The following is a 25,751-nucleotide window of genomic DNA, read 5'->3' as shown; positions in this document are numbered from 1 at the left end:
CGGCTAGTCTGGCGTCTGTGACAGTCTTCGACGACCTGGTCGGCCAGGAGCAGGCGGCGGACGTGCTGCGGCGCGCCGCGGCGGCCGCCGCCGAGGCCCTCGAAGGGGGGCGCGGGGCGGGCATGACGCACGCCTGGCTGTTCACCGGGCCGCCTGGGTCCGGCAGGTCGGAGGCCGCTCAGGCGTTCGCCGCCGCCCTGCTGTGCCCCGACCAGGGGTGCGGGCACTGCGACCTGTGCCACCAGGTGGCCGTCGGGTCGCATCCCGACGTCGAGACCGTGCGCCCCCAGGGGCTTTCGTACAGCGTCAAACAGACCCGTGACCTGGTGTTGCGCGCGGCCGGCGCGCCGACGCTTGGCCGCTGGCGGGTCATCCTGTTCGAGGACGCCGACCGCTCGACCGAGGCCGCCGCGAACGCCCTGCTCAAGGCCATCGAGGAGCCGCCCCCGCGCACCGTGTGGCTGCTGTGCGCGCCGTCCCCGGACGACATGGTGATCACGATCAGGTCCCGGTGCCGGGTCGTGACCCTGCGCACCCCCTCGACGGCGGCCGTCGCCCACGTGCTCGCCACCCGCGACGGCGTGCCGCCCGAGATGGCGGAGTTCGCCGCCCGCGCCACCCAGGGGCACCTCGCCCGGGCCCGGCGGCTCGCCCTGGACGACGAGGCGCGGCGCCGGCGGGAGGCCGTCCTGTCGCTGCCCCGCGCGCTCTCCGGGGTCGGCGAGTGCGTGGACGCGGCGGAGCGCCTGGTCAAGACCTCGGCCGAGGACGCCGATGAGGCGACCGCGCAGCTCAACGAGACCGAGACCACCGAGCTGCGCAAGATCTACGGTGAGGGGTCCTCGGGCAAAGGGCTGAACAGAGGCCTGGTCCGGGGCGGGGCGGGCGCGATCAAGGAGCTGGAGGACCGGCAGAAGTCCCGGGCGACCCGCATCAAGCGCGACTCGCTCGACGCCGCGCTCCTCGACCTGGTCGCCTTCTACCGCGACGTCCTGGCCGTGCAGTTCGGCGCCGAGGTGGAGCTGTCCAGCGACGATCGCCGGGCCGACCTTGCGGCGCTGGCCCGGTCGAGCTCGCCCGAGGACACCCTGCGGCGCGTCGACGCCATCATGCGGTGCCGTGAGCGGCTGGCCGCCAACGTCAACCCGCAGATCGCCGTCGAGGCCATGACCATCTCCCTCTGGCGCCCTCAGGTGTGAGCCCTGCCTGCGGTGTTGCGCCGCACGCCCGATCTGCACGTAGTGTGGGCCGCAGGCGCGTGCCGGAAGGCCCCGGCGCCGTACGCCGCGGGCTCCCGCGCGTACGCCTGGGCCGTCCTCGGGTGCGCGCCGGCCGTGTCTGGCGTGACGGTCGAGGAGGCGGAGGCGTTCCGTGGGGATGATCATGGCCGTGAGCTTCACCCGCTACGGACGGCTGTACTACCTCGACCCGGGCGGTCACAGTCCCAAGGTCGGTGACAAGGTGCTCGTGCCCACCGAGGCGGGGCCCGAGGTGGCCGAGTGCGTGTGGGCGCCGCAATGGGTCAGCGAGGACGTCGAAGGGCTGCCGGTCTGCGCGGGCATCGCCGGCGAGGAGCAACTGGAGCGCGACGAGGGCAACCGCCGCCGCCGCGCCGAGGCGCGCAGCGTGTCCAAGCGGCTGATCCGCCGCCACGAACTGCCGATGAAGGTCGTCGGGGTCGACTACCTCGACTCCGACAACGTCTACACCGTGTACTTCTCCGCGCCGCACCGGGTGGACTTCCGCGCGCTCGTCCGCGACCTCGCCCGCAACCTGCGCGCCCGCGTCGAACTGCGGCAGATCGGCCCGCGGGACGAGGCCCGCCTCCAGGGCGGCATCGGGCCGTGCGGCCGTGACCTGTGCTGCGCGACCTTCCTCAAGGACTTCGAGCCGGTGTCGGTCCGCATGGCCAAAGACCAGGACCTCCCGGTCAATCCGCTGCGCATCGCCGGGGCCTGCGGACGGCTGATGTGCTGCCTGAAGTACGAGCACCCGCTGTACCAGGAGTTCCGCGCGTCGGCGCCGCGCGTCGGCCTCACGGTCGACACCCCCGAAGGCGAAGGCACCGTCGTCGGCCACAACGTGCCGTCCGACTCGGTCGTCGTGCGCCTCGCCGACGGAGGCCGCCGGTGCTCCTGCTCCCGCGCCAGCGTGTGCTCCCCGCGCCGTCAGCATGACGAGAGGTACGGCGAACGGGACGGCGGAGGCGATAACGTCGAGGAGTGAAAGCCGGCACCGGCGGGGTAGAACCTAACAGCCGCACGGTCGATCGACCGGCGCGCGCCCCGGCGACGGGGGAACATCCAGGCAGGCCCGCACCACGCGGGCCGGTGGGGCGTTCACGCGGGGCGTCGCCCGGCCGTCCGGCACCACGCGCCGGCGGCGGCCGTCCGATGGACGCGCCAGGTCGCCGGCGGCTTTCGCGACGCACGGCGGCACGCGCCGGCGGCGTTCATGAATTGTCGGCAACGGGGGATGGGTGGTCGGCGCGATGATGCGCTCTTCCAGCGCTAGCCGTACGGCTACCGCGCTTGTGGCGGCGACGCTGTTGTTCGTCTCGGCCTGCACGGCGACCGGGGACGCGGGGGGCCCGTCGGACGGCGCGGGTGATCCCCCCGCCGCGACGCAGCCGACCGAAGCCGCCACCAAGGCGCCCTCGGCCGCGCTCGCGCCGTTCTACACTCAGAAGATCTCCTGGTCGTCGTGCAAGGACGGCTTCGAGTGCGGCAAGCTCGCGGTGCCGCTCGACTATGGGAATCCGTCCGGCGAGCGCATCCAGATCGGCGTGATCAGGCTGCCGGCGTCCGGTGGGAAGCGCATCGGGTCGATCATCCTCAACCCGGGCGGGCCGGGAGGTTCCGGCATCGAGTACGCGCGGGCCGCCAAGACCGTGCTGACCCCCGACGTCCTCTCCCGCTTCGACGCGGTCGGCTTCGACCCGCGCGGCGTCGGCGAGTCCGCGCCGGTGCAGTGCCTGTCGGGGCCGCAGCTCGACACCTTCATCGGCCTGGACGGCACGCCCGACGACCCTGCCGAGGTCAAGGCGCTGGTGAAGGGGGCCGAGGAGTTCGCCGCAGGCTGCCAGGCCCACTCGGCCAAGCTGCTGCCGCACGTCGGCACCGCCGACGCCGCCCGCGACATGGACGTCCTGCGCGCCGCCCTCGGCGACCGGGGCATCACCTACCTCGGCAAGTCGTACGGGACCTACCTGGGCGCCGTCTACGCGAACCTCTTCCCGAAGAAGATCAGGGCCCTGGTGCTGGACGGCGCCATCGACCCCGCGCTGCCGCCGGTCCCCACGGTCAACGCCGCCCAGGGACGCGGCTTCGAGGTGGCCTTCCGCTCGTTCCTCGCCGACTGCTTCAACCAGTCCTCCTGCCCGTTCAAGCAGAAGAACACCGACGCGGCGATCGCGGAGCTCTCGGCCCTGCTCAAGTCCGCCGACCAGCACCCGCTGCGCAACACCACCGGGGACAGCCGCAAGGTCGACGAGTCGTGGGTCACCCTCGGCATCGTCACCGCCCTGTACGACAAGCGCTCCTGGCCGGTGCTGCGCTCCGCCCTCGGCCAGGCGTTCCGCGGGGACGGCACCACCCTGCTGCGGCTGGCCGACATCCTGGTCGACCGCCACCAGGACGGCACGTACTCCAACCAGACCGAGGCCAACATGGCCATCAACTGCGTCGACCACCCCTACCCGCGCGACACCGCCGCCTACGAGGAGGCCGCCCGCGCCGCGCAGAAGGAGTCCCCGCTCTTCGGGGCGTACGTGATGTGGGGCTCGCTGCCGTGTGAGTTCTGGCCGGTCAAGGCGACGGGCACCGACCAGCCGCTGCGCGCGGCCGGCGCGCCGCCGATCGTGGTCGTCGGCACCCTGCGCGACCCCGCCACCCCGTACGAGTGGGCCAAGGCCCTGGCCTCCCAGCTGTCCTCCGGCGTGCTGCTGAGCTACGACGGCGACGGCCACACGGCCTACCGCACCGGCTCCAGCTGCATCGACCAGGCCGTCGACCGTTACCTGCTCAACCAGGTCGCTCCCAAATCCGGCACCCTCTGCCCCAAGGTCACCTGACCCGGTCCGACCGCCCCGAGCCGGTGCCCGGGGCGGTCGAACGGATCAGAAGTCCTCGTCGAAGCTGACCGAACCCGTCACGCCCACCTGGTACGCCGAGACCCGGCGCTCGAAGAAGTTCGCCAGCTCCTGGACGTCCTGCAGTTCCATGAAGGCGAACGGGTTCTTCGACCCGTACATCGGCGGGAGGCCGAGCTGGGCCAGCCGCCGGTCGGCCACGTGCTGCAGGTAGGCGCGCATATCCGCGATCGACATGCCCGGCACGCCGTGCCCGAGCAGGTCCTCGGCGAACTGCGCCTCGCACTCCACGGCCTCGGCGAGCATTTCGCGGACCTGCCCGGCCAGCTCCTCGTCGAACAGGCCGGGCTCCTCCCGGCGTACGACGTCGACCACGTCGAAGGCGAACGCCATGTGCATGGACTCGTCGCGGAACACCCAGTTCGTCCCGGAGGCCAGCCCGTTCAGCAGCCCGCGCGAGCGCAGGAAGTAGACGTAGGCGAAGGCGCCGTAGAAGAACAGCCCCTCGATGCAGGCGGCGAAGCAGATCAGGTTCAGCAGGAAGGCCCGCCGGTCCTCCCGGGTCTCCAGCCGGCGCAGCTCGCCGAGCGAGTCGATCCAGCGGAAGCAGAAGTCCGCCTTGCGGCGAATGGAGGGAATGTTCTCCACCGCCGCGAACGCCGCGAACCGCTCCTGCTCGTCCGGAACGTAGGTGTCGAGCAGGTTCAGGTAGAACTGGACGTGCACCGCCTCCTCGAACAACTGCCGCGACAGGTACAGCCGCGCCTCGGGGGCGTTGAGGTGCTCGTAGAGGTTCAGCACCAGATTGTTCGCCACGATCGTGTCGCCGGTCGCGAAGAAGGCGACCAGGCGGCCGACCAGGTGACGCTCCGCCGGCGACAGCTTCGACAGGTCCTTGAGATCGGAGTGCAGGTCCACCTCCTCCACGGTCCAGGTGTTCTTGATCGCGTCCCGGAAGCGGTCGAAGAACAGCGGGTAACGCATCGGACGGAGGGTCAGGCTCATGCCCGGGTCGAGCAGCATCAGGTTCTCCTTCGGATCGGTCATGCTCACTGGCACGCCTCGCACGACTCGGGGTTCTCCAGCGAGCACGCCAGGGCCTCCGCGGAGGAGTTCACGACGGGCACCGTGGCCTGCTGGATGCGCGTGGCGGGACGGGAACGCAGGTAGTACGTCGTCTTCAGACCCGACTTCCACGCGTAGAGGTACATCGAGGAGAGCTTCTCGATCGTGGGCGCGCTCAGGAACAGGTTGAGCGACTGGCTCTGGTCGATGTACGGCGAACGAGCCGCGGCCATGTCGATCAGGGCGCGCTGCGGCAGCTCCCACGCGGTACGGAAGACCCGGCGCACCTGTTCCGGCAGCTCGGCGATGCCCTGGACGGAGCCGTCCGCCTGCTTGATCGCCGATCTGACCTGCTCGTTCCACAGCCCGCGCGCCTTCAGCTCCGCCACCAGCGCGTTGTTTATCTGCAGGAACTCCCCGCTGAGGGTCTCGCGCTTGAAGAGGTTGGACACCTGCGGCTCGATGCACTCGTAGCATCCGGCGATCGAGGCGATGGTGGCCGTCGGCGCGATCGCGATCAGCAGCGAGTTGCGCAGCCCGCTGACGGCGATCCGCGCCCGCAGCGCCGTCCAGCGCTCGGCCTGCGTGCCCGGCGTGCCCTGCAGATCGTGCTGGAGCCTGCCACGCGCCGCCCACGTCTGCTCGTACGCGGGATGCGCGCCGAAGCGCTCGGCCAGGCCGGCGGACGTCTCCAGCGCCGTCAGGTAGATCTCCTCGGCGATCCTGGTGGACAGCTCCCTGGCCTCCGGCGCGTCGAACGGAAGACGCAGGGCGAAGAAGACATCCTGCAGGCCCATCACCCCCAGCCCCACCGGCCGCCAGCGCGGGTTGCTCGCCGCCGCCTGCTCGCTGGGGTAGTAGTTGATGTCGATCACCCGGTCCAGGAAGGTGACCGCGGTGCGCACGGTGCCGCGCAGCCGCTCCCAGTCGATGCCGCCGTCCGCGACGTGCGCGGCGAGGTTGACCGAGCCGAGGTTGCACACCGCCGTCTCGGCGTCGCTGGACACCTCAATGATCTCGGTGCACAGGTTCGACAGGTGCACCACGTTGCTCGGCTCGGCGGCCTGGTTGCAGAGCCGGTTGGCGGCGTCCTTGAAGGTCATCCAGCCGTTGCCGGTCTGCGCCAGCGTGCGCATCATCCTGCCGTACAGGTCACGCGCCTTCACCTGGCGGACGTACCGGCCGGCCCGCTCGGCGTCGCGATAGGCGGTGTCGAACGCCTCGCCCCACAGGTCGGGCAGTTCGGGCACCTCGTCCGGGTCGAACAGCGACCACATCTCGTCGGCCTCGACCCGGCGCATGAACTCGTCCGGGATCCAGTTGGCCAGGTTGAGGTTGTGCGTCCGGCGGGCGTCCTCGCCCGTGTTGTCGCGCAGCTCCAGGAACTCCTCGATGTCCGGATGCCACGTCTCCAGGTACACGCACGCCGCGCCCTTGCGGCGGCCCCCCTGGTTCACGGCGGCGACGCTCGCGTCCAGCGTGCGCAGCCACGGCACGATGCCGTTGGAGTGCCCGTTCGTCCCCCGGATCAGCGCTCCACGCGAACGCACCCGCGACCAGGACACCCCGATCCCGCCCGCGAACTTCGACAGCCGGGCGATCTGCGCGTACCGCTCGTAGATGGACCCAAGCTCGTCGCGCGGCGAGTCCACCAGATAGCACGAGGACATCTGGGTGTGCCGGGTGCCCGAGTTGAACAGCGTCGGCGAACTCGGCAGATACGCCAGCGACGACATCAGGCGGTAGAAGCCGACGGCCTCCTCAGCCGTCTCCGCCAGCCCGCACGCCACCCGCAGCAGCCAGTACTGCGGCGTCTCCACCACCAGGCGGGTGGAGGGATGCCGCAGCAGATAACGGTCATAGACCGTACGCAACCCGAAGTACTCGAACCGCAGATCCCCCGCCGAGTCGATCGCGTCGTCCAGGACAGAGGCGTTGGCGCTCACGAACGCGGCGGTGGCATCGCCGATGAGCCCTTCCGCGTGCCCCCGCTCGATGGCCTGGCTGAACGAGGCGACGCCCTGCCCGCGCACCTCCCGGCCGATGTAGCCGGACAACAGCCGGGCGGCCAGGCGCGAGTACTGCGGCTCCTCGCCGATCATCTCGGCGGCCGTCTGGATCGACAGCCGGTCCAACTCGGCGGTGGTCGCCCCGTCGTACAGCCCACTGATCGTCTTCGTCGCCACCCGCAACGGATCGACATCGGCCAGATCGTCCGCCCACCGCTCCACAGCCCGGACGATCTTGTTGACATCGACCGGCTCGGACGTGCCGTTCCGCTTGCGTACCCGCATCTGCGCCCGTCGCGGCGCAGGAACAACCCCGTCGGCCGGTGCCATATCGGTCGTTCGGTCCCCGGTGACCGTCACAGCTCTCTCCTCGCGAACTCGGTCATGAACCGAGGTCACGCGCAGGAGGCGCCGGCCAGGGCGCCGCACAGCTCTGGCGCCGGAGCCGTCGGCCGTCCCGCGCGGCCTCGGACCAGCCGCACACCTGATCGTGTACGGCGCTACCGGCAGGTCTTCGGACTCGTGGGCACAGTGCTCATGCCTAATGACCGTCGCTTCCCGGGCCGCGTGGCCCAGTGCGCATGACGGCGGTCGTTCCCACTCACCGCTGCGGGGCAGTCCCGGATTCCCACCGGGTTCCCTCTTGCCTCGACCGCCCTGAAGTGAACGGCCGAACCGGATGCAGGGGACACCATATATGGGGGACGGAGCGATAGTCACACCCAACATCTCGTGTCGAGCCCAGTCTCACACCAGCCGCCGCCACCCCGACGCCCCACCAACCCCCGACCGCGCGCCCGGAACCGACCCCCGCACCCGGGCCCACCTCAGCCCGACGTCTCACCAGACCCCCACCACCCCGGCCCAACATGCCAGGCCCCACCCCTGCCGGTGCGATACCCCCGGCGCAGCCCCGAGGCCCTGGCATGGATCAAGGACACCAGAGCAACACAGCAGACCGGAAGCCGGAGCCAGACAGGAGACCGACCGGGCCGGAGCCGGGCAGGAGGGTGAAGGCTGGCTGGGCGGGGGTCAGGGCCCGGCCGATGGCAGGGGATCAACGGAGGCCTACGGCAGATCCACGGAGGTCGGCGGGAGCGAGAACGCCCGGAAACCTGTAGACTTCCTCACGCTGCGGGTCTCCCTGCGGCATGCCGCCTTAGCTCAGTCGGCCAGAGCGACGCACTCGTAATGCGTAGGTCAAGGGTTCGATTCCCTTAGGCGGCTCCACCTCACAGGCCCCTCCCGATATCGGAAGGGGCCCTTTTGGCAACAAGCCCACGCTTTCGAGGCGACGTCCTCGGTGCTGGGCGCCAGGCCGGTGGCGAGCAGAAGCTCGTCGGCGGTCAGCATGCCTCCGGCCCGAAGCAAGATCCGGGCCTCCCCGGTCGGACCTTCCGGGTGCTCGGCGGAAGAACGTCCGTTCGGAGTTGGCCATCGACGCCGCCTTCGCAGAGCCATCGGGTGACGAACCCCCGGCAAAGGGCTCCATACGCCAACTGTCGCGAGGTACGTCTCGCGTGCGGCGACGGGGTGGCCGTGGTGTCCACCGACGACGGCACGGCTTTTCGCCCAGGTCGTCGTCGACGCCGACCGTCTCTGAGCGCTGTGGCTTCGACGTGCCAGGAAGCAGGGCGGTGCGGGGGCTTCCGGCGTCGCCGGGGCGTTATCCCGCCCGTGCGGCCACTGCCTTGGCAAGGGCGTGCGGCGCAGCCCGGTCGCCGCACTTTCTGGACTTGCTAGTCCAAAAATTCGCTCCTACGCTCCTGACGTACGCAACGGCTTGCGTAGGCCGGCAAGCAGCCGGCCGTATCCTTCCGGAGGTCTCTGCCATGCCCGATGCCACCCGACACGACGCGTTCGTCCGTGAATTCGTCACCACCTTCAATGCGAAGGACGCGGACGCGCTCGCGCCGTTCCTGACCGAGGACGTGAGCTTCACCGCATACGGAGATGAGCCGGTACACGGGCGCGCAGCGGTGATCGCCCTGTGGAAGGGGGTTTTCGCCAACTTCTCCGAGATCCGGTTCGAAACCGTGCACCAGGCGGTGAACGGCGACGTCGTCATCGCCGAACAGATCCATGGACTGGCGCTGCCCGGCGGGCATCTTGTCCCGGTGATGAACATGGCCGTCTATGAGCTGCGCGACGGCAGGATCGAAGCCTGGCGCGACTACACGAATCCCGCCTACGCCTCCTCCCTCTTGCAGGCCTGAGCCGCCCGCTCACAGGGCGGAGCCCACTGCTCGTTCCCCGTCGATCCAAGCACGAGGCATCCCCGGTAATCCAGTCGCCTGTTCATCCGGTCGTCGCATTCCCGGAGGCGACCGTCGACCTGCAGAAGTGAGGTGTGTTCCGTGCGCGCAGTAGTGATGGAAGAGCTCGGCGGACCCGAAGTCCTGAAGGTGAGAGAGTGGCCGGACCCTGAGCCCGGGCCCGGTCAGCTCGTCGTGGACATCGAATTCGCCGGCGTCAATTTCATGGACACCGGCTCTCGCGTGGGCTTCGGACTGGTCGGTGAGGTTCCGGTGGTCATCGGAGTCGAAGGGGCCGGCCGGGTCGCCGCCATCGGCGAAGGCGTCAGCGGATTCGCGGTGGGTGATCGGGTCGCCTGGGTCTCGGTGTTCGGCAGCTACGCGGAAAAGATCGCCGTGCCCGCCGACCAGGTGGTTCCGATTCCGGACGACATCCCGAGCGATATCGCCGCCGCCGTGATGATGCAGGGACTGACCGCGCACCACTTCGTCACCGAGTCCGCGCCGCTGGCCCTGGGCGAAACCGCACTCGTGCACGCGGCGGCAGGAGGCGTAGGGCGCATGGTGACCCAGCTTCTCAAGCTGCGCGGCGTCCGCGTGATCGGGTTGGTGTCCCGCGAGGACAAGATCGCCGCGGCCAAGGCCGCAGGGGCGGACGAGGCACTGGTCTCCTCGGACGGTGACTTCGTGGACCGGGTACTGGCGCTCACCGACGGCGAGGGTGTGCACGCGGTCTTCGACGGCGGCGGTGCCGGCACGTTCTGGGCGTCGATCGAGGTCCTGCGGCGGGTCGGCACGCTGGTCTACTACGGTCCGCTGATCGGCGACATCCCCACGGTGCGGATGTTCGACCTGCCCAAGAGCATCCGGATCACTTACGCCGTCTACGCGGACCACATCCACAGCCGCGAGCTGCTGCTCAAGCACGCGGGGGACCTCTTCGCGAAGATCCGGGCGGGCGAACTCAAGGTCGACATCACCGGGCGCTATCCACTGGGTTCCGCCGAACAGGCCCACATCGACATCGAATCTCGGCGCACCTCGGGGAAACTACTGCTGGACACCCGGCGGTAGTCCCCCGTCCGCCCACATTGTCGACACACGCGTACAGTGCAACGCGTTGCCTGACACACACTTCTCCACACCTATGGAACTCAACCGGCCACGGATCACCTGCGCGGGGACTGTATGCCTCCGCGATGGGTCCGCAGCCGGTAGATCAGCCTCGGCCTCGCCTAAGGCCAGGTGCCGACGAGGTGGCGGCCTCGTTGTGCTCGGCCGCCTGGCGCGCCGGCACCTGAGTCTTTCAAGCGATGACCGGGCTACGTCGCTCGATCGCGGTGACGTCCCGCCACACACCGTGATGGCGGCCGATGCGTTCCCGAGTACCGATGACCCGGAATCCGGCGCGGGCGTGCAGGGCCAGGCTTGCGGTGTTCTCGGGGAAGATGCCTGACTGGATCGTCCAGATGCCGGCCTGCTCGGTGGAGGCGATCAGGGCGTTCAGCAGGGCGAGGCCGACACCCCGGTTTCGGGCGTCGGGGTGGACGTAGACGGAATGTTCCACCACGCCGAAGTAGACGCAGCGTTCTGAGACGGACGAGGCCGCGACCCAGCCGAGCACACGTCCAGCCTCGTCCAGGGCGACATGCCGATGATTCGGCAGCTTGGCCGCGTCGAACTTCTCCCAGGTGGGGGCCGTTGTCTCGAAGGTGGCTTGACCCTCGTCGATGCCGAGTTGGTAGATCGCGAGCACTTCGGCGGCGTGTTCGGGCGTCATGGCCTCGATGCGCAGCGCGGCCGTGCCCGTGCCGGTCCCGGCAGAGGGAAGGATCTCGCTGATCAGGGCACGTATCCGTGTCTCGATCTCGTCCCGGATCGGCCGAACGGCGTCCACCCCTTGTCCAGCGGGATCGTCCAGTTGCCAGTCGAGGTAGCGCTTGCCGGGGAAGAACGGGCAGGTGTCCCCGCAGCCCATCGTGATGACCACATCGCTCGCCTGGACCGCTTCCGTGGTGAGGACCTTGGGGATCTCGGCGGAGATGTCGATACCCACCTCCTTCATCGCCTCGACCACGGCCGGGTTCACCGTCTCGGCAGGGGTGGAGCCGGCAGAGCGGACGTGGACGCGGCCCTGCGTGAGGTGGGTGAGGAACGCGGCGGCCATCTGCGAGCGCCCGGCGTTGTGCACACAGACGAACAGCACGGACGGGGTGGTAGTGCTCATGGGCGGGAACTTCCTTGGGCGGTGAGGGCGGGGGAGCCGACGTCACGGGAAGAGGATCGGGGGGAATCCGTGGTGTCGTGGGGTGCTGCGTTCACGGGAGAGGAGCCGAAGACGGCGGCGACCAGGACCAGGCCGACGACGGCGCCGAGGAGTTGGGCGACGATGAACGGGCCGGCCGAGGTCGGAGCGATGCCCGCGTAGGTGTCGGTGAACGCCCGGCCGAGCGTCACGGCCGGGTTGGCGAAGCTGGTGGAGGAGGTGAACCAGTAGGCCGACCCGATATAGGCGGCTACCGCGGCGGGCGCGAAGCGCGCATGGCCGGTGCGGGCCAGCCCGAAGATCACCACGATCAACCCGGCGGTCGCCACCACTTCGGCGAGCCAAAGGTGACCCGCGTGCCGCTGGTGGGTGGACCAGGTCGCCAGCGGGCGAGCGAACATCGCATTGGCCGCCACCGATCCACCGATCGCACCGCCCACTTGAGCCGCAGCGTAGGCGGCCACCTCGCGCAACGGCGGCCCTTGACCGTCTCGGCGTCCGGTCCACCAGGCGGCGAGCGAGACCAGAGGGTTGAAGTGCGCGCCGGAGACCGGTCCGAACACAGCGATCAACACGCCGAGCCCCAAGACGGTGGCAAGCGAGTTGGCCAGCAGAGCAACGCCGCCGTCCCGGGTCAGCCCGGCGGCCTGGATGCCCGAGCCGACCACCACCGCGACCAGCGCGCCCGTACCGATGGCCTCGGCGGCCAGGCGCCGGCCCAAGGGAACGCCGTTACCGATCACGTGCGGGTAGCGGTCGAGACGGGAGCTTGGAGCAGGGTGGACAGGCGGTTCAACGCGACCGGGAGCACCCAGTAGTAGACCCACGTGCCGCGTCGCTCGGAGCCGACCAGACCCGCCTCACGCAGGACCTTCAGGTGGTGGGAGATCGTCGGTTGGGAGACGTCGAACGGGCCGGTCAGGTCGCACACGCACGCCTCCCCGCCCTCGTGTGAGGCGATCAGGGACAACAGTCGAAGCCGTACCGGGTCTGACAGGGCCTTGAACATGCGCGACAGTTCCGCTGCGTCCGCTTCGCCCAACGGTTCGCGGGTCATCGGGGTACAGCACGCCGCTGCCAGGTCGAGGACCGGCAGCTCTTGTTTCGACATAGGTCTATGTTGACATGGGTCGAATCAGGGTGGCAAGCTCGCTGTATCGATGGTTGTCGAAACAAGTCATCTCCGAGGGAGACCACCATGTCCCGTGTTCAGCTCGCGTTGCGTGTCGCCGACCTGGAAGGCTCGATCGCCTTCTACTCCAAGCTGTTCGGCACCGAGCCCGCAAAGCTGCGCCCCGGCTACGCCAACTTCGCCATCACCGAGCCACCGCTGAAGCTGGTGCTCATCGAGGGCGAGGCCGGGCAGGAGACCCGCATGGACCACCTCGGCGTCGAGGTCGAGGACACCGTCCAGGTCCAGGCCGCCACCCAGCGGCTCCAGGACGCCGGGCTCGTCACCTTCGAGGAGAACGACACCTCCTGCTGCTACGCCCTGCAGGACAAGGTGTGGGTCCACGGGCCCGGCGCCGAACCCTGGGAGGTCTACGTGGTCAAGGCCGACGCCGACGCCCTCGGCAAGTCGGCCACGGGCGACTCGCAAGCGCCCTGCGTCTGTGGCCAGGACGACAAGGCCGAAACGTCTACGACCGGCGCTAGAGAGGGATGCTGCTGACGGCCTGGAGAGGCTTGGCCGGCGTCGTTCATGGATTTGCCAGCGCTCAGCTCATGCTCACTACGGCCCCTCACCGCATCATGATCCACTTGACTCGACACGCAGCGCGCCTGGTGTGTGTCCTCGGCATACAGGGCGAGATCGCTCCCAGGACCGGTCACTCGACGGTGCCCAGTTGGGGAAGGTCCTGCAGGCGGCAGGCGTAGATCGTGCGTCTTGTCCAGGACATCGGGTGTTCACGCCGTGGGCCGCTCCTCGTCGCCTGACCGGCTTACGTTCCGGGGGACCGTGAACGGCCCAGAGACCTGGAGGCAGCGGCGGAGCGTCGGACGGTACTGAGAGCGGCTGTCGTGGGAGTGGGAGGGGCGGCGTTCTCCGGAGCGCTGTGGGGCGAGGCGTTCGGCGCCGTGGCCCAGCCGGGGCCGAGCCCTTACGGGCCGCTGCAGGCGGCGGACGGCAACGGCATCCAGCTCCCGGCCGGATTCACCAGCCGGGTGATCGCCCGCTCGGGACGGCAGGTCGCCGGATACACCTGGCACTGGGCGCCCGACGGTGGGGCGTGTTTCCCCGACGGCACCGGATGGATCTACGTCTCCAACTCCCGAGATCCCGCTGGCGGGCGGCGCCTCGGCGGTGCGCTTCGCCGCCGACGGCACCATCGTGTCCGCGTACCGCATCCTGTCGGGTACCAACCTCAACTGCGCCGGCGGCGCCACACCGTGGGGCACCTGGCTGTCGTGTGAGGAGATCCCGCTCGGCCGGGTCTTCGAGACCTGGCCGGGCGGCGGGCGCGCGGGAGAACGCGCAGGCTGTGTCATGATGTAGGGATCTCCTCCGCGAAGCCCTATGTCGAGGCGCCGCGGAGACCCCGCGTGGCCAGGCTCGCGATGGCGGTTCAAGATGTTGAGCCGGCGCGGAAGCGTGGGGAGAACGGCGGCGTGGCGCGGTGGCCGGTGGGCTCAGGAGGTCGTCTGGCCTGAAGTGCGCACGAACGGTTCCAGCAGGGTCCGCGCCGACTCCCAGGTGGTTCGCAGGTCGGTGCCGGACTCGATCAGCCTCGACCCCGCGAACACGATGGCGTTGATCATTTCCGCGGTCTCGGCCACCGTGGGGACGCCGATGCGGCGCAGAGTCTCCACCAGCGGCTCCAGGAGTTGCTTGTGCATGGCACGGCTCTGCTCGGCGACCATGTCGCCCGGCGCGACCTCCGCGAGGACGGTGGCCAGCGCGTGCTCGCCCTCAGTGATGAGCTCGAAGTTGGTCAGCACGTAGGCGAGTACGCGGTCGGCCGGGGTCGCCGCGGCGTCCATGGCGGCGGCGACCCGGGCGGACCAGCGGGGGAAGACGTCCTGCACCACCGCGTTGAGCAGGTCCTCCGATGACCGGAAGTACTGATAGAGGCTGGGGCGGGCGAGCCCGGCGCGTGCCGCGACCTGGGTCAGCGTCGGTGGCTGGCCGGTCTCGGCGAGGATCTCCCTCGCCGCGTCGAGCAGCGCCCGGTGCTGGGCGGCCCGATGCTCGGCGACGGTCGACGCCCGGATGCGTGGCACCTGCCCTCCTCCACCATGGTCGGCCTACTCCGACAGTCTTCCATCCACCATGGACAGGATGCGATCGCAGTGGTGGAGCACATCGTGATCGTGAGTGACCATGATCGTCGCGACGTTGGCCTCGTGCGTTTCGTGCGCGAGCAACGTGACGATGTCGTCGCTTCGGGCGCGGTCGAGCGCGGCGGTCGGCTCGTCCACCAGCAGTACGGCCGGGCGGGTGACGAGAGCGCGGGCGATGCCCACGCGCTGCCGCTCGCCACCGGACAACTGATGGGGGCGGTGCCCGGCGCGGTGCCCCATGCCGACGCGGTCGAGCAGCTCTCGCGGGTCGTAACCGTCATCCGCGCGTTTGCCCGCCACGTCGAGCGCGAAGCGGAGCTGGTCGAGCGTGGTGAGGGCCGGGATGAGGTTGCCGGACTGGAAGACGAATCCGATCTTTTCCCGGCGGTGACGCGCCTTCTCTCGGCCGTTCGCCCGGGAGATGTCGACGCCGTCGAGCAGGACCCGGCCGGCGTCCGGTGTGGTGAGCGCGCCCGCGACGGCGAGCAGGCTCGACTTGCCGGAGCCCGACGGCCCGACGATCGCGACGAACTCGCCGGGTGCCACGTTGAGGTGGACGTCGTCGAGCGCGGTGATCGTGGCGTCGCCGTCGCCGAGGGTCAGGGTGACACCCTCCACCAGCAGGCCGCCGCGTTCCTGGGCGTCGCCCCGGCGGGAGTTCGGTCGCGGTGACGTCGAGTTGGTGGTCGTCATCTCTGCCCTCCCAGGGCTGCGAGCGGGTCGACGCGGACGATGCGGCCCACGGCCGCCGCGGCTCCGGCGAGGCCGAGGCCGATGAGGAGCAGGGCGGCGAGGACGAGCGGGGGCACCTCCAGAGCGAAGGGCATGGGGGTCGTGGTGAGGAGCGTGCCGCCGCCCACTCCGATCAGGAAGCCCACGGCAGTGGACACGGTCAGGATGACGGCCGCCTGGATCATCGTGTCCCGCATGAGGTAACCGGTCGAGGAGCCCATGGCCCGGATGACGGCGAGTTCGTGCTTGCGCTGGATCGTCCACACGGTGAAGAACGTGCCGACGACGAGCGCGGAGATGGCGTACAGGAACACCTGGATGAGCGTCAGCGTGGCGGTCTCGGCGCTGTAGCCGGGAGAGGCACCGAAGGACTCCTTGAGCGTCATGCTCGTGGTGCCCGCCGCGGCGTCGCCGCCGGGCAGATCGATCCGGTTTCCGTCCCGGGCGCGCAGCGCGATGGCCGTGGCCTCCGCGTACGCTCCGTCACGCACCTCGTCCCCCGGTCCGGCGCCCGCGTGCACCTGCTGCCAGGAGCGCAACGGCAGGTACGCCACGTCGACGTGCCCGAAGGTGCGCTGGTCGCCCGTGGTGCCGACGACCTTGAGCCGGGTGCCCAGGCGGTCGATGACGACGGTGTCGCCGATGGCGAGGCCATGCTCCAGGACGGTCTGGCTGACCACGATCCCGTCGGGGGCGCCGAGCCCGGCGCCGGCGGAGACGGCGGGCGCGAGGAAGGAACCGGGTTCGACGCCGAACAGGGCGAGGTCGATCGGCACCTGGACGCCGTCGGCGGTGACGGCCTTGGCATTGACCAGCATGTTGCCGAACGGCGTGGCGTCGCCGACGTCGGCGCGGCTCTTCCACGCCTTGGCCTGGTCGACGTTGACGGTGCTGCGGGAGAAGGCGGAGTCGGTCTTGGTGCCCTCGGCGAAGGCGAACGCGGTGACGGGCAACCGCTGGAGCCCGGAGACGCCGTCGTTGACGAGCCCGGAGGAGAGACCGGACAGCACCACGACGAGGGTCGCGATGAGGGCGACGACACCGCCCATCAGGCCGAAACGTGCGCGGGCGAAGACCAGCTCGCGCCAGGCCAGGAACATGGCACTCCTTCACGGGAAGGGATTTCACGGGACAGGCGAGCACGCCAACTTGTCGACGCACCGTTGGTAAGATACCAACACTGCGTCGGGAAGATGGGTCGCATCCCATGGACAGCGGCGCATACAGCGATTCCGCTTCGCGTGATCACATCCACCGGCCCGCGACACCGCCTGACAGCAGGTGCCCTGGACGCTCCGGGACCTGGTCCCTGCACAGCGCCACACGAGTCCGGCCGGCCGATCTGCCCGAGAGCACCTCTGGTCGAATCGCTTACGCCCAAATGCGTCCCATCGACCTGCCGTCGACTCGGGCCAACACCGTCGAAGCCGACCTCAAGGCGCCGGTCGAGCCTCCTGCGACCGGGCTTCCGGCCCTGACCAATGGCCGCTGCCACGCCCCTGGGAGAGATCGCTGACATCCGCGTTCCGCGCCAGAGCAGGGTGTCCGGATCCGGACAGGGCGACAACCGGTGGTCTGCGCTCTCCGTCTCTCCTGCGTCACTTCATTCACACGAGGAGCTACATTGCGCGCCCGCCTCTTACTCGCAGGGACCCTGGCCGTCGGCGGTCTTGTCGTTTCCTCGCTGCCCGCCGTCGCCGCCGCCGCTCCGCGTGGGGCCGTCGCTGCGAAGGTGAAGGCGGTGGTCGACGGGGACACCGTGGACGTCTCCTACAAGGGCAAGACGCTCCGGGTGCGCCTGCTGGACGTGAACGCGCCGAACAAGGGCCAGTGCTGGGCGGCGGCCGCCACCGCGCGTACTACGGCACTGCTCCCTGTGGGTAGTACCGTCCGCCTGCTTCGGGATAAGACGGCCCGGGACTCCGCCGGCCGCTACCTGTTCTACGCCTGGAGCAGCGGAGGGACGTTCGTCAACCGCAACTTGGTCCGCTACGGGTACGCCAAGGCGGTTCAGGTCGGGACGAACGCCAGGTACATCAAGCCGCTGCGCGAGGACCAGGCCGCGGCCAAGGCCGCACGGCTGCGAATCTGGTCGGGCCGGTGCGACGAGGGCCCCCAGCAGACCCCGAAGCCGACCCCGAAACCAACGCCGAAGCCGACACCAGAGCCCACTGCACAGCCGACGCCTCCGCCGTCGGGCAACGACCCGCGGTTCAAAACCTGCGCCGAAGCCAACCGGAACGGCTACGGCCCGTACTACCGCGACCGGGATCCCGAGTACCACTGGTACCAAGACCGCGACGGTGACGGCATCGTCTGCGAACGGTAGCCGCTCCAGGACGCGAAGGCGGCCTCATCGTGACGGTGGGCCGATTCCATCATCCGCGACCTGTCGACTGAGAGAGTGACCGGGTCGGCACGGCAGCAGCGAGCACCTCGTCGGTATGTCGCCGTGCCCCCCAGAACTCACGTCTACGAGCCGGAAGCAGCCCCACCTGCATCGCCGTGGTCGGCAGAGGTATCCCTGCGCATTAGAGGTGCCGTTGGACGATCTGGTCTATGCGTTCGGCGAGCAGGAAGTCGAGTTCGGTGACGGCGTCGCCGGCGGTATGGGTGGTCATGGAGATCTGTAGTTCGGCCCAGCGGATGGTGATGTCGGGGCGATGCTCCAGCTCGATCGCGGCCTTGCCGATGTCGGTGACGATCTTGATGGCCGTGTCGTAGTTCACCTGGTAGGACTTGGTGATCTGCTTGGTGTCTCCGGTCCAGCCGGTCAGGCTCAGCCGTCGGCTGACCTCGTCGGCGGACAGCGGGTCTCGGAGACCCATGTCGCACCTCCCATTCGTGATCTACAGCGACGCGCTGGCAAGCATCTCAGCCATGACGCTGTGCTGAGCAGAGTCGGCCCAAGCTCCATGCGGGCAGGGATTGCCCGGGAGGTCGTACACACACGTGCGGGCTGTGTCATTCGATGTAGGGATCTCCTCCGCGAAGCCCCACGTCGATTCGGCGTTTTATCGCTGGGTGCATGCGGTAAGTGTCGAGGCCGGTGGGGGCGATCCAGCGGACCTCTTGTGCTTCGCGGGGGTCTGGCTGCACTTCGCCAGCCACGACCTTGGCGCGTAGGCATACGTTGATCGGCTGGCGGACCTCATCGACCTTGTCGCCATGCAGGTACACGATCACGTGGCCGGGGTCGGAGAACACGCCCACCAGGCCGATGATCTCGACGGTCAGGCCAGTCTCCTCGCGGCACTCCCGTACAGCGCATTGAGCGACGGTCTCGCCCTTCTTGATCCCGCCGGTGGGAATGGTCCACAGGTCGTTGTCGGTACGGCGGAGCAGCAGCAGCCTCCCGGCGTCATCCTGGACGAACACGCTGGCCGAGGCTTTGCGGCTGGTCGGCTTCGGGGCGTCGAGGTCCTGCCAGTAGTCGACCCGCCTGGTTCGCTCGGTCACTGCGCCTCCTCGCTGCCTTCGACAGGTGGTCGGGCGGTCAGCAGAGTTTGTAGTCGGCTCGTGAGGAGTTGTACGAACAGGAGTCGACCAGGGTGCCCGAGGGGTTGCGCAGGTAGCCGGTGTCGCTGACCTGGTTCCAGATGTAGGCGAAAGTGTTCCCGCTTCGGCCCCAGTAGAGGGTGGTGGCGGTGTTCCTGCCCTTGCCGGTCCGCAGGGTGACCGTCTTGGCGGCGCCCAGGGTGAACGTACCGAAGGTGTAGACGTGGTCCGGCTGGGTGGTCTTGTCGCGGATGGTCCACCCCTTGAGGCTCATCGCCTTCCTGGTCATGTTCTTGATCTGGATGTACTCGCCGTTCAGGCTGCTGTTCGCCCCGGAGTCCGGTGAGCCGGGAGAGTCGTAGTGGATCTTGGTGATCTGAATGGCCGGGGCGGCCGCGTGTGCGGGCTGGGAGATGGTGACCACACCGAGGGCCAGCGCAGCGCCCATGAGCAGGGAACGGGTACGCACAGAATGCTCCAGAGCGAGGGATTTAGGGCGAGTCGGTAATCGTGGCGATTGATGCCAATGGAACGTTCTACCAGGCCTTCGGGATCTATGTGGCTTTTATGGCGGAGATGGTTCTCTGACCTGGTGCTCGGCGCGGGCGGGCCGTCACCCGGCACATGGGCAGGCCAGGAGTGGTCACCGACCATGAGTTGTCCGCTCAGCGGTGGCTCGGACGCGCTTCGTGGAGTGGCGGTTCTGGCCTGCTGGAGCGGAGGATGCCGGCCGAGGATTTCGGCATCGATCCCTGGAGGCGGCAGGCCTCTGCTGGGTGATCATCACGGACGAGTCCGGCTGGGCGACCGGCGGAGGGCTTCGGTGCGCGGGGATGGTTTCCGGAATCCAGGAGTAACGGCGCTTGTGGTAACTCGAGGTGATTTTCGGCGTAGGTGGCGGGCTGCTAAATGGTTTGCCGGGGGATGTGGGGCGCTGCGATGCTCGGCCGGGCAGGAACGGAGAGGAGACCCGAAGTGGCCGTCACCGCGTCCAATAAGCCGTCCGAGTCCGAGCCGGAAGTTCGTACGGCGGCCGGCGTCGTCCGTGGTGGCCGGGAGGCGGGCCTGGCGGTCTTCCGTGGCATCTCGTTCGCCGAACCGCCGGTCGGCGCCCTCCGGTTCGCCGCGCCGCAGCCGGTGCGCGGCTGGGACGGGGTGCGCCCGGCGGTGGCGTACGGCCCGCCGCCTCCGCAGTCGAGCGTGCTCGGAGCGTCCCAGGACGCCGCCGGCGACGACTGGTTGACGCTCAACGTCTGGACGCCGGAGCCGGATCCGGAGGCGGGGCTTCCGGTGCTGGTGTGGATCCCCGGCGGCGGTTACGCCATGGGCGACGCGGGTCTCCCGGAGTACGACGGCGGGCACCTGGCCAGGAGCGGGGTCGTGGTCGTGACCCTGAACTACCGGCTCGGTATCGAGGGTTTCGCGCAGATCGACGGAGCGCCGGCCAACCGGGGGCTGCTCGACCAGGTCGCAGCCCTGCAATGGGTGCGGGACAACATTCGGGTGTTCGGCGGCGACCCGGACCACGTGACGGTTTTCGGGCAGTCGGCGGGCGGCGGATCGGTCGCCGCCCTGCTCGCCATGCCGCGCGCCGCCGGGCTCTTCCGCCGGGCGGTCGCGCAGAGCGTGCCGGGGACGTTCTTCTCCGCCGAGCTGGCCGCCGAAATCGCCGCGGCCTTCGCCGCCGAGCTGGGCGTACGGCCCACGGTGTCCGGCCTGTCCGCGGTGGCCCCGGCCGAGCTGCCCGCGGCGGGCGACGCGGTCTTCGCCAAGGCGGCTCAGTGGCGGGAGCGCTGGGGGCAGATCACCCACCGGTCGATCCTGTTCGCACCGGTCGTCGACGGTGACGTCCTGCCGGCGACCCCGTGGCAGGCGCTGGCCGATGGTGCCGCCCGGGACGTCGGGCTTCTGGTCGGGCATACCCGGGACGAGCACCGGCTGTTCAGCCTGATCGACGGCGTGCTCGGCCAGGTCACCCGCGAGCAGACCGAGACCGCTCTGCGCCTGCTCGCCCCCGGTCCGGACGGCGCGCGACGGTACCGGGAGGCGTTTCCGGCCGCGGCCGACGAGGAGCTGTACGAGCTGGTCAATGGGGACTGGCTGTTCCGCATGCCGAGCCTGCACCTCGCGGACGCGCAGGTGGCCGGTGGTGGGCAGGCCTACCTCTATGAGCTGACCTGGCCCGCCCCGGGAGTGGGCGGCGGCCTCGGCGCCTGTCACGGTCTGGACGTGCCGCTCGTCTTCGGCAACCTGCGCAGCGGGCGGCCCGCCATGCTGATCGGCGACCCGCCCTCCCCGGTGGCCGAGGAGCTGTCGGCGCGGATCCGCGGGGCGTGGACGGCGTTCGCCGCGCACGGCGACCCGGGCTGGCCTCCGTACGACGCCGACCGGCGCCTCACCCAGATCTTCGACGCGCGGTCGAGCGTCACGGCGTACCCGGAAGAGACCTCGCGGCTGCTGTGGCAGGACCACACCTTTCCGGAACTTCCGCTGCTCGCCCGGTCGCGGTGACGCGTCCACGACGTCGGCCGGAGGCCCGCACGCGGCGGGCCTCCGGTCCGATCTCATCTCTGGCTCATCCGAGAGGTCAGGGGCTGGTGCAGGTGGCGGTCGGCGTGGCCGCGGTGCCGTTGCCGGTGAAGCCGAACGTCGTCGACCCGCCCGCCGCGAGGGAGCCGTTGTAGTCGACGTTGCGGACCGTCACCGAGGAGCCGGACACGGTCTGCGTGCCGTTCCACAGACTGCTGATCGTCTGATCGCCCGGCCAGGTCCACTTCACCGTCCAGCCGTTGACCGCCGAACTGCCCGCCCGGACCGTCACGTTCGACTGGAACCCGCCCGGCCAGCTGTTGACCGTCTCGACCGTCGCCGAACACGCACCCGTCACCGGGCCTGACGGAGACGGCGAGGGGGACGCCGACGGGGACGGGGATGCGGACGGGGACGGCGTCGCGCTGGGCGACGGCGTGCCGGTCGAACCGATCTGGCCGTTGAAGGTGAGCTTCACGACGTAGGCGAGAGCGGAGTAGGGCTGGTTGGGCAGCGTGATGTGCAGGCCGCTGCCGTCCTGGTTGCGGGTGGGCAGGTTGATGTAACTGCCGGCGGTGTTGCCGATCATCTCGACCCTGCTCAGGTTGGTCAGGTTGACCTTCCCGTTGGCCAGTGAGGCGAGGTTGAGGCTCGCGCCGTTTCCGGGCCAGCCGAGCACCGTCGCGTACAGCACGGTGTTGTCCTTGCTGCGGGTGTAGCGGATGTCCTGGGCGGTGCCGGCCCGCGGCGTCGTGAACGACCCGCCGCCCATCTTCGTCGGGCCCTCCCCGTAGGTGGTCCAGGCGCGCGTGGAGTAGATCGACTCACCGTTGCGCTTGAGGTAGGTGCCGATGGCGTTCAGCACGTCCTTCTGGCCCTGCGGGATGGTCCCGTCGATCATCGGGGAGATGTTCAGCAACATGTTGCCGTTCTTGCTCACCCGGTCGATCAGCGAGTGCAGCATGGCGGGCGAGCTGTAGTAGCCGATCCCGTTGGTGTAGGACCAGCTGGAGGCGCTGATGGCGTCGTCGGTCAGCCAGTACGGGTACTGGATGCCGGCCGGGCCGCCGCGCTCGAAGTCGTACACCTCTCCCTTGTTGTTGAAGCCGTCCTTGTAGGTGGCCACGACCTCCTTGCCCCAGGAGTTGGCCTGGTTGTAGTAGTACGACAGGAAGTTCAGCCGCTTCGACTCGCTGATGCGGCTGAGGTTGAAGTCCTGCCAGATGATGTCGGGCTGGACCTTGTCCACGACCTCCTTCAGCTTGTCGTACCAGAGCTGCTCTTCCGCGGTCGTCCCCAGCTGCCCGTACAGCTTCTTCAGCGAGTTGGACGACTGGGTGGGCACGTGGTCGTAGTAACCGGTGAAGTTGTAGGCGTGGTGCATCGACACCAGCAGCTTCATGTTCTTGGCCCGGACGGCGTCGGCGAACAGCTGCAGCAGGTCGAGCTTCGGCCCCTTGGCGGCCGAGTTCCACTCGTTCACCGAGCTGTTCCACATCGAGAACCCGTCGTGGTGCTCGGCCACCGGCCCGGCGAACTTCGCGCCGGAGTCGACGAACAGTTGCGCCCACTCGTTCGGGTCGAAGTTGCCACCGGCCGACTTCAGCTTCGGCGCGAACTGCACCCAGTTTCCGGATTTGTCGCGGGCCCCGTCGATGAAGTTGTTGTACGGCCACGTCGAGGGGTCGCCGTAGACGCTCTTGTGGCGATTGTTCTCGTTGGAGCCGCTGATGTACATGTTCCGGGGGTACCACTCGCTGCCGTAGGCCGGCGTGGCGAAGGCGCCCCAGTGGAAGTAGATGCCGAACTTGGCGTCCTGGAACCACTCCGGCGCGGCCGGATGCTGGTCCACCGACGCCCAGGTCGGCTGGTAGGTCGTCGGAGCCGCGGAAGCCGAGCCGGTCAGGCTCGGGATCGTGAGAAGAGCTCCGATGAGTAGAGCGCTGCCGGCGAGCGCGGTGCGTCTGCGAAATGCCGACGCCACGGTGGAGGGCACACTGTCTCCTGAAGAGTATCGATGACGACCATGACAGTCCGACGCGTCAGAGATCCGACGTTAGAACCGGTTCGCCCGCTGTCAAAGCCCTAAATAAGCCCGCTAATCGCGCAGACATAGGATCTTCAAGTCGCGAACTTTCGCCACCCCTCTCACCAGGAGTTCAACCGGCCACGACACCCGTGAACGGGCCTCCGCGACAAAAAATGCGACATCGCACGGCGGCCTCGACCTGAAATTTTCAGCTCGCCGGCGGCTGCGATGAGGGGAGTCGCGCTCCCGCCGCGCAGCCGGGTGGCCGGTGATGACCGGGGCGGCCTGGGTGATGATCGCGAGGTACGGCGAAGCCCGATTGGAGTGCCGGCGTCAGGGTGTGCCGCGCCCAGCTCTCCGGCTTGACAGGGCGGCTCTGTCGCGGAATTCGCGGCGAAACCACTCTTGCCGGAAGGATCCACTATCTGTACGGCGGGCGTTGCCGGGGTTACGTTCCTTGGAGCACTGTCTTGGGGATCTTGCACCCATCTGGCGCTTTGGAGAACCATGCACTCACCACATCCGCCCGCCACTCGCAAGCGTGTCGCCCGGCTCGTCACCGTGGTCACGGTGCTCGCGCTGTTCCTGGTCCCGTCCCTGCCCGCCTCGGCGACGTCGCTCGACGACGTGTTCGCCAAGCTGCTGGTCGCGCAGGTGAAGGGAAAGAACGTCAAGAAGCATCTGGACGCCTTCCAGGCGATCGCGAACGCGAACGGCGGCACCCGCGCCGTCGGAACCCCCGGCTACAACGCCTCCCGTGACTACGTCGCGGGCAAGCTCCGCAAGGCCGGATACAAGGTCACGCTGCAGCCCATCAACTACGTCGGGAGCTGGAGCGAGAAGAGCCCGCCGGTGCTCGCCCAGACCGCGCCGAATGCCAAGACCTACGTCCCGAACGAGGACTTCTTCACCTTCCCGCCGTCGCCCTCGGGTGAGGTCACCGCGCAGGTGCAGGCCGTCGACCTGACCCTGCCGCCCGCCCCGACGCCGAGCTCGACCAGTGGCTGCGAGGCGTCGGACTTCGCCGGGTTCGTACCGGGCCGTATCGCGCTGATCCAGCGCGGCACCTGTGCGTTCGTCCAGAAGATCTTCAACGCGGTGGACGCCGGCGCCGCGGGCATCATCGTCTTCAACGAGGGCCAGCCGGGACGTACCGACTCGTACTCGATCGACCTCGGCGAGTGGCGGGCCGGCATTCCGATGGTGTTCGCCGACTTCGCCGTGGGCAGTGAGCTGGCGGGTACGCCCGGCGCGACCGTGCACCTGAAGGTCGACGCCGACCTGAAACTGGCCACCGCCGACAACGTCATCGCCGAGTCGCGGTTCGGTGACCCGCGCGAGGTCGTCATGGTCGGCGCGCACCTGGACAGCGTGCCGGAGGGCCCCGGCATCAACGACAACGGCTCCGGGAGCGCGGCCATCCTGGAGACGGCCCTGCAGATGAGCCTCTACCCGGTGAAGCACAAGGTGCGGTTCGCCTTCTGGGCCGCAGAGGAGCTCGGCCTGCTCGGCTCCGACCAGTACGTGGCGAAGCTGACGCCGGCCGAACGCGATCGCATCCGGCTCTATCTGAACTTCGACATGGTCGGCTCGCCGAACTACGCCTACAAGCTGTACGACGGGGACGACTCCGACGCCGAGGGCTCGCCGGCGGGCCCGCCCGGGTCGGACGCGATCGAGAAGCGCCTGGCGACGTTCTTCTCCGGGCGCGGCCTGGCCACCGTCGGCACCGACTTCGACGGGCGCTCCGACTACGGGGCGTTCATGGACGCCGGCATTCCGGCCGGCGGCATCTTCACCGGTGCCGAGGGCATCAAGACGGCCGAGGAGGCCGCGCTGTTCGGCGGCACGGCGGGCGTGGCGTACGACGTGTGCTACCACGAGGCGTGTGACACCATCGCGAACGTCAACCTGACCGCGCTGGACGTCAACGCCGACGCGATCGCCGACTCCACCGCGAGGTACGCCTTCAACCTGCGTACCATCCCGGACCGCG

Annotated in this window: 23 protein-coding genes, 1 tRNA gene and 1 riboswitch; of the genes, 12 read left to right on the top strand and 12 right to left on the bottom strand. The window is 69.2% G+C overall.

Annotated elements, in window-relative coordinates; translation table 11 throughout:
• The first annotated feature begins 17 nt into the window (after positions 1-17).
• From IEY93_RS07980 to IEY93_RS07970, 3 genes are all read left to right on the top strand, one after another.
• On the top strand, positions 18-1,199 hold the full coding sequence (locus IEY93_RS07980) for a DNA polymerase III subunit delta' (protein WP_189162320.1): 1,182 nt from the start codon (positions 18-20) through the stop codon (positions 1,197-1,199).
• A 178-nt stretch (positions 1,200-1,377) separates the two neighbouring features.
• Entirely contained in the window at positions 1,378-2,226 is an 849-nt protein-coding gene (locus tag IEY93_RS07975) for a PSP1 domain-containing protein (protein WP_189162435.1), read from the top strand.
• Positions 2,227-2,533: 307 nt separating this feature from the next.
• On the top strand, positions 2,534-4,072 hold the full coding sequence (locus tag IEY93_RS07970) for an alpha/beta hydrolase (protein WP_229690964.1): 1,539 nt from the start codon (positions 2,534-2,536) through the stop codon (positions 4,070-4,072).
• Positions 4,073-4,117: 45 nt separating this feature from the next.
• Here IEY93_RS07970 and IEY93_RS07965 read toward each other — a convergent pair whose 3' ends face one another.
• Positions 4,118-5,137: a ribonucleotide-diphosphate reductase subunit beta gene (locus tag IEY93_RS07965; protein ID WP_229690963.1), complete on the bottom strand. Its 1,020-nt coding sequence runs from the start codon at positions 5,135-5,137 to the stop codon at positions 4,118-4,120.
• A 2-nt stretch (positions 5,138-5,139) separates the two neighbouring features.
• Positions 5,140-7,449 (bottom strand): ribonucleoside-diphosphate reductase subunit alpha, encoded by a 2,310-nt coding sequence (locus tag IEY93_RS07960; protein WP_203968416.1) that lies wholly within the window; start codon positions 7,447-7,449, stop codon positions 5,140-5,142.
• 203 nt (positions 7,450-7,652) lie between these two features.
• Positions 7,653-7,859, bottom strand: a riboswitch (cobalamin riboswitch).
• 458 nt (positions 7,860-8,317) lie between these two features.
• Here IEY93_RS07960 and IEY93_RS07955 point away from each other — a divergent pair.
• The 3 genes from IEY93_RS07955 (at position 8,318) to IEY93_RS07945 (ending at position 10,493) form a co-directional block, all read left to right on the top strand.
• Positions 8,318-8,394: transfer RNA gene (locus IEY93_RS07955), tRNA-Thr, on the top strand.
• Between the two features lie 602 nt (positions 8,395-8,996).
• Entirely contained in the window at positions 8,997-9,380 is a 384-nt protein-coding gene (locus IEY93_RS07950; RefSeq protein WP_189162319.1) for a nuclear transport factor 2 family protein, read from the top strand.
• A 141-nt stretch (positions 9,381-9,521) separates the two neighbouring features.
• A complete protein-coding gene (locus IEY93_RS07945) occupies positions 9,522-10,493 on the top strand; it encodes a quinone oxidoreductase family protein (protein ID WP_203968415.1) in 972 nt (323 codons plus the stop codon).
• 232 nt (positions 10,494-10,725) lie between these two features.
• Here IEY93_RS07945 and IEY93_RS39690 read toward each other — a convergent pair whose 3' ends face one another.
• From IEY93_RS39690 to IEY93_RS07925, 3 genes are read right to left on the bottom strand one after another with little or no spacing between them, the layout of a single operon-like run.
• On the bottom strand, positions 10,726-11,646 hold the full coding sequence (locus IEY93_RS39690) for a GNAT family N-acetyltransferase (RefSeq protein ID WP_372444486.1): 921 nt from the start codon (positions 11,644-11,646) through the stop codon (positions 10,726-10,728).
• Positions 11,643-12,407, bottom strand: coding sequence for an aquaporin (locus tag IEY93_RS07930; RefSeq protein ID WP_203968414.1), 765 nt, complete (start codon positions 12,405-12,407; stop codon positions 11,643-11,645). The genes IEY93_RS39690 and IEY93_RS07930 overlap by 4 nt, the downstream gene beginning before the upstream one ends.
• Positions 12,408-12,424: 17 nt before the next feature.
• Positions 12,425-12,796, bottom strand: a complete 372-nt coding sequence (locus tag IEY93_RS07925; protein ID WP_203968413.1) for an ArsR/SmtB family transcription factor — start codon at positions 12,794-12,796, stop codon at positions 12,425-12,427.
• 87 nt (positions 12,797-12,883) lie between these two features.
• Between IEY93_RS07925 and IEY93_RS07920 the strand changes: the two genes are divergently transcribed.
• From IEY93_RS07920 to IEY93_RS39540, 3 genes are all read left to right on the top strand, one after another.
• Positions 12,884-13,357 carry an ArsI/CadI family heavy metal resistance metalloenzyme gene (locus tag IEY93_RS07920; RefSeq protein ID WP_189162318.1) on the top strand — a complete coding sequence of 158 codons (474 nt, stop codon included), beginning with the start codon at positions 12,884-12,886 and terminating at the stop codon, positions 13,355-13,357.
• 350 nt (positions 13,358-13,707) lie between these two features.
• Positions 13,708-14,100: a hypothetical protein gene (locus IEY93_RS07915; RefSeq protein ID WP_307837579.1), complete on the top strand. Its 393-nt coding sequence runs from the start codon at positions 13,708-13,710 to the stop codon at positions 14,098-14,100.
• Positions 14,033-14,182, top strand: coding sequence for an alkaline phosphatase PhoX (locus tag IEY93_RS39540; protein WP_307837578.1), 150 nt, complete (start codon positions 14,033-14,035; stop codon positions 14,180-14,182). The genes IEY93_RS07915 and IEY93_RS39540 overlap by 68 nt, the downstream gene beginning before the upstream one ends.
• Before the next feature lie 134 nt (positions 14,183-14,316).
• Here the strand turns inward: IEY93_RS39540 and IEY93_RS07910 are convergent, their stop codons facing one another.
• From IEY93_RS07910 to IEY93_RS07900, 3 genes are read right to left on the bottom strand one after another with little or no spacing between them, the layout of a single operon-like run.
• A complete protein-coding gene (locus tag IEY93_RS07910; protein ID WP_189162317.1) occupies positions 14,317-14,907 on the bottom strand; it encodes a TetR/AcrR family transcriptional regulator in 591 nt (196 codons plus the stop codon).
• A 24-nt stretch (positions 14,908-14,931) separates the two neighbouring features.
• The gene (locus IEY93_RS07905; RefSeq protein WP_229690962.1) at positions 14,932-15,660 is read right to left on the bottom strand and encodes an ABC transporter ATP-binding protein; all 729 of its coding nucleotides are present in this window, start codon (positions 15,658-15,660) and stop codon (positions 14,932-14,934) included.
• Positions 15,657-16,799, bottom strand: coding sequence for an ABC transporter permease (locus tag IEY93_RS07900; protein WP_189162316.1), 1,143 nt, complete (start codon positions 16,797-16,799; stop codon positions 15,657-15,659). Before IEY93_RS07900 ends, IEY93_RS07905 begins: the two co-directional genes overlap by 4 nt.
• Before the next feature lie 524 nt (positions 16,800-17,323).
• Between IEY93_RS07900 and IEY93_RS07895 the strand changes: the two genes are divergently transcribed.
• Positions 17,324-18,028, top strand: coding sequence for a thermonuclease family protein (locus tag IEY93_RS07895; protein ID WP_203968412.1), 705 nt, complete (start codon positions 17,324-17,326; stop codon positions 18,026-18,028).
• Positions 18,029-18,230: 202 nt separating this feature from the next.
• Here the strand turns inward: IEY93_RS07895 and IEY93_RS07890 are convergent, their stop codons facing one another.
• From IEY93_RS07890 to IEY93_RS07880, 3 genes are all read right to left on the bottom strand, one after another.
• Positions 18,231-18,527: a 4a-hydroxytetrahydrobiopterin dehydratase gene (locus IEY93_RS07890; protein WP_189162314.1), complete on the bottom strand. Its 297-nt coding sequence runs from the start codon at positions 18,525-18,527 to the stop codon at positions 18,231-18,233.
• Between the two features lie 136 nt (positions 18,528-18,663).
• Entirely contained in the window at positions 18,664-19,158 is a 495-nt protein-coding gene (locus tag IEY93_RS07885) for an NUDIX domain-containing protein (protein ID WP_189162313.1), read from the bottom strand.
• A gap of 37 nt (positions 19,159-19,195) precedes the next feature.
• Positions 19,196-19,666, bottom strand: coding sequence for a lamin tail domain-containing protein (locus IEY93_RS07880; protein ID WP_229690961.1), 471 nt, complete (start codon positions 19,664-19,666; stop codon positions 19,196-19,198).
• Positions 19,667-20,172: 506 nt separating this feature from the next.
• Between IEY93_RS07880 and IEY93_RS07875 the strand changes: the two genes are divergently transcribed.
• Positions 20,173-21,708, top strand: a complete 1,536-nt coding sequence (locus IEY93_RS07875) for a carboxylesterase/lipase family protein (RefSeq protein ID WP_229690960.1) — start codon at positions 20,173-20,175, stop codon at positions 21,706-21,708.
• Between the two features lie 76 nt (positions 21,709-21,784).
• Here IEY93_RS07875 and IEY93_RS07870 read toward each other — a convergent pair whose 3' ends face one another.
• A complete protein-coding gene (locus tag IEY93_RS07870) occupies positions 21,785-23,722 on the bottom strand; it encodes an alpha-L-fucosidase (protein ID WP_203968411.1) in 1,938 nt (645 codons plus the stop codon).
• 540 nt (positions 23,723-24,262) lie between these two features.
• Between IEY93_RS07870 and IEY93_RS07865 the strand changes: the two genes are divergently transcribed.
• On the top strand, positions 24,263-25,751 hold a 1,489-nt coding region (locus IEY93_RS07865; RefSeq protein WP_189162312.1), incomplete at its 3' end, for a M28 family peptidase.

It is taken from the genome of Sphaerisporangium melleum, from assembly GCF_014646695.1.
GTDB classification, from domain to species: Bacteria; Actinomycetota; Actinomycetes; order Streptosporangiales; family Streptosporangiaceae; genus Sphaerisporangium; species Sphaerisporangium melleum.
Note: the sequence above shows the minus strand (reverse complement) of the source record. Positions and strands in the feature narration are given on the sequence as shown.

Excerpts from the sequence above, each read along its gene's own strand:
- IEY93_RS07975 (WP_189162435.1), top strand. The coding sequence starts at position 1,378 with ATGATCATGGCCGTGAGCTTCACCCGCTACGGACGGCTGTACTACCTC.
- IEY93_RS07965 (WP_229690963.1), bottom strand. The coding sequence starts at position 5,137 with ATGACCGATCCGAAGGAGAACCTGATGCTGCTCGACCCGGGCATGAGC.
- IEY93_RS07960 (WP_203968416.1), bottom strand. The coding sequence starts at position 7,449 with ATGCGGGTACGCAAGCGGAACGGCACGTCCGAGCCGGTCGATGTCAAC.
- IEY93_RS07950 (WP_189162319.1), top strand. The coding sequence starts at position 8,997 with ATGCCCGATGCCACCCGACACGACGCGTTCGTCCGTGAATTCGTCACC.
- IEY93_RS39690 (WP_372444486.1), bottom strand. The coding sequence starts at position 11,646 with ATGAGCACTACCACCCCGTCCGTGCTGTTCGTCTGTGTGCACAACGCC.
- IEY93_RS07925 (WP_203968413.1), bottom strand. The coding sequence starts at position 12,796 with ATGTCGAAACAAGAGCTGCCGGTCCTCGACCTGGCAGCGGCGTGCTGT.
- IEY93_RS07920 (WP_189162318.1), top strand. The coding sequence starts at position 12,884 with ATGTCCCGTGTTCAGCTCGCGTTGCGTGTCGCCGACCTGGAAGGCTCG.
- IEY93_RS07905 (WP_229690962.1), bottom strand. The coding sequence starts at position 15,660 with ATGACGACCACCAACTCGACGTCACCGCGACCGAACTCCCGCCGGGGC.
- IEY93_RS07900 (WP_189162316.1), bottom strand. The coding sequence starts at position 16,799 with ATGTTCCTGGCCTGGCGCGAGCTGGTCTTCGCCCGCGCACGTTTCGGC.
- IEY93_RS07890 (WP_189162314.1), bottom strand. The coding sequence starts at position 18,527 with ATGGGTCTCCGAGACCCGCTGTCCGCCGACGAGGTCAGCCGACGGCTG.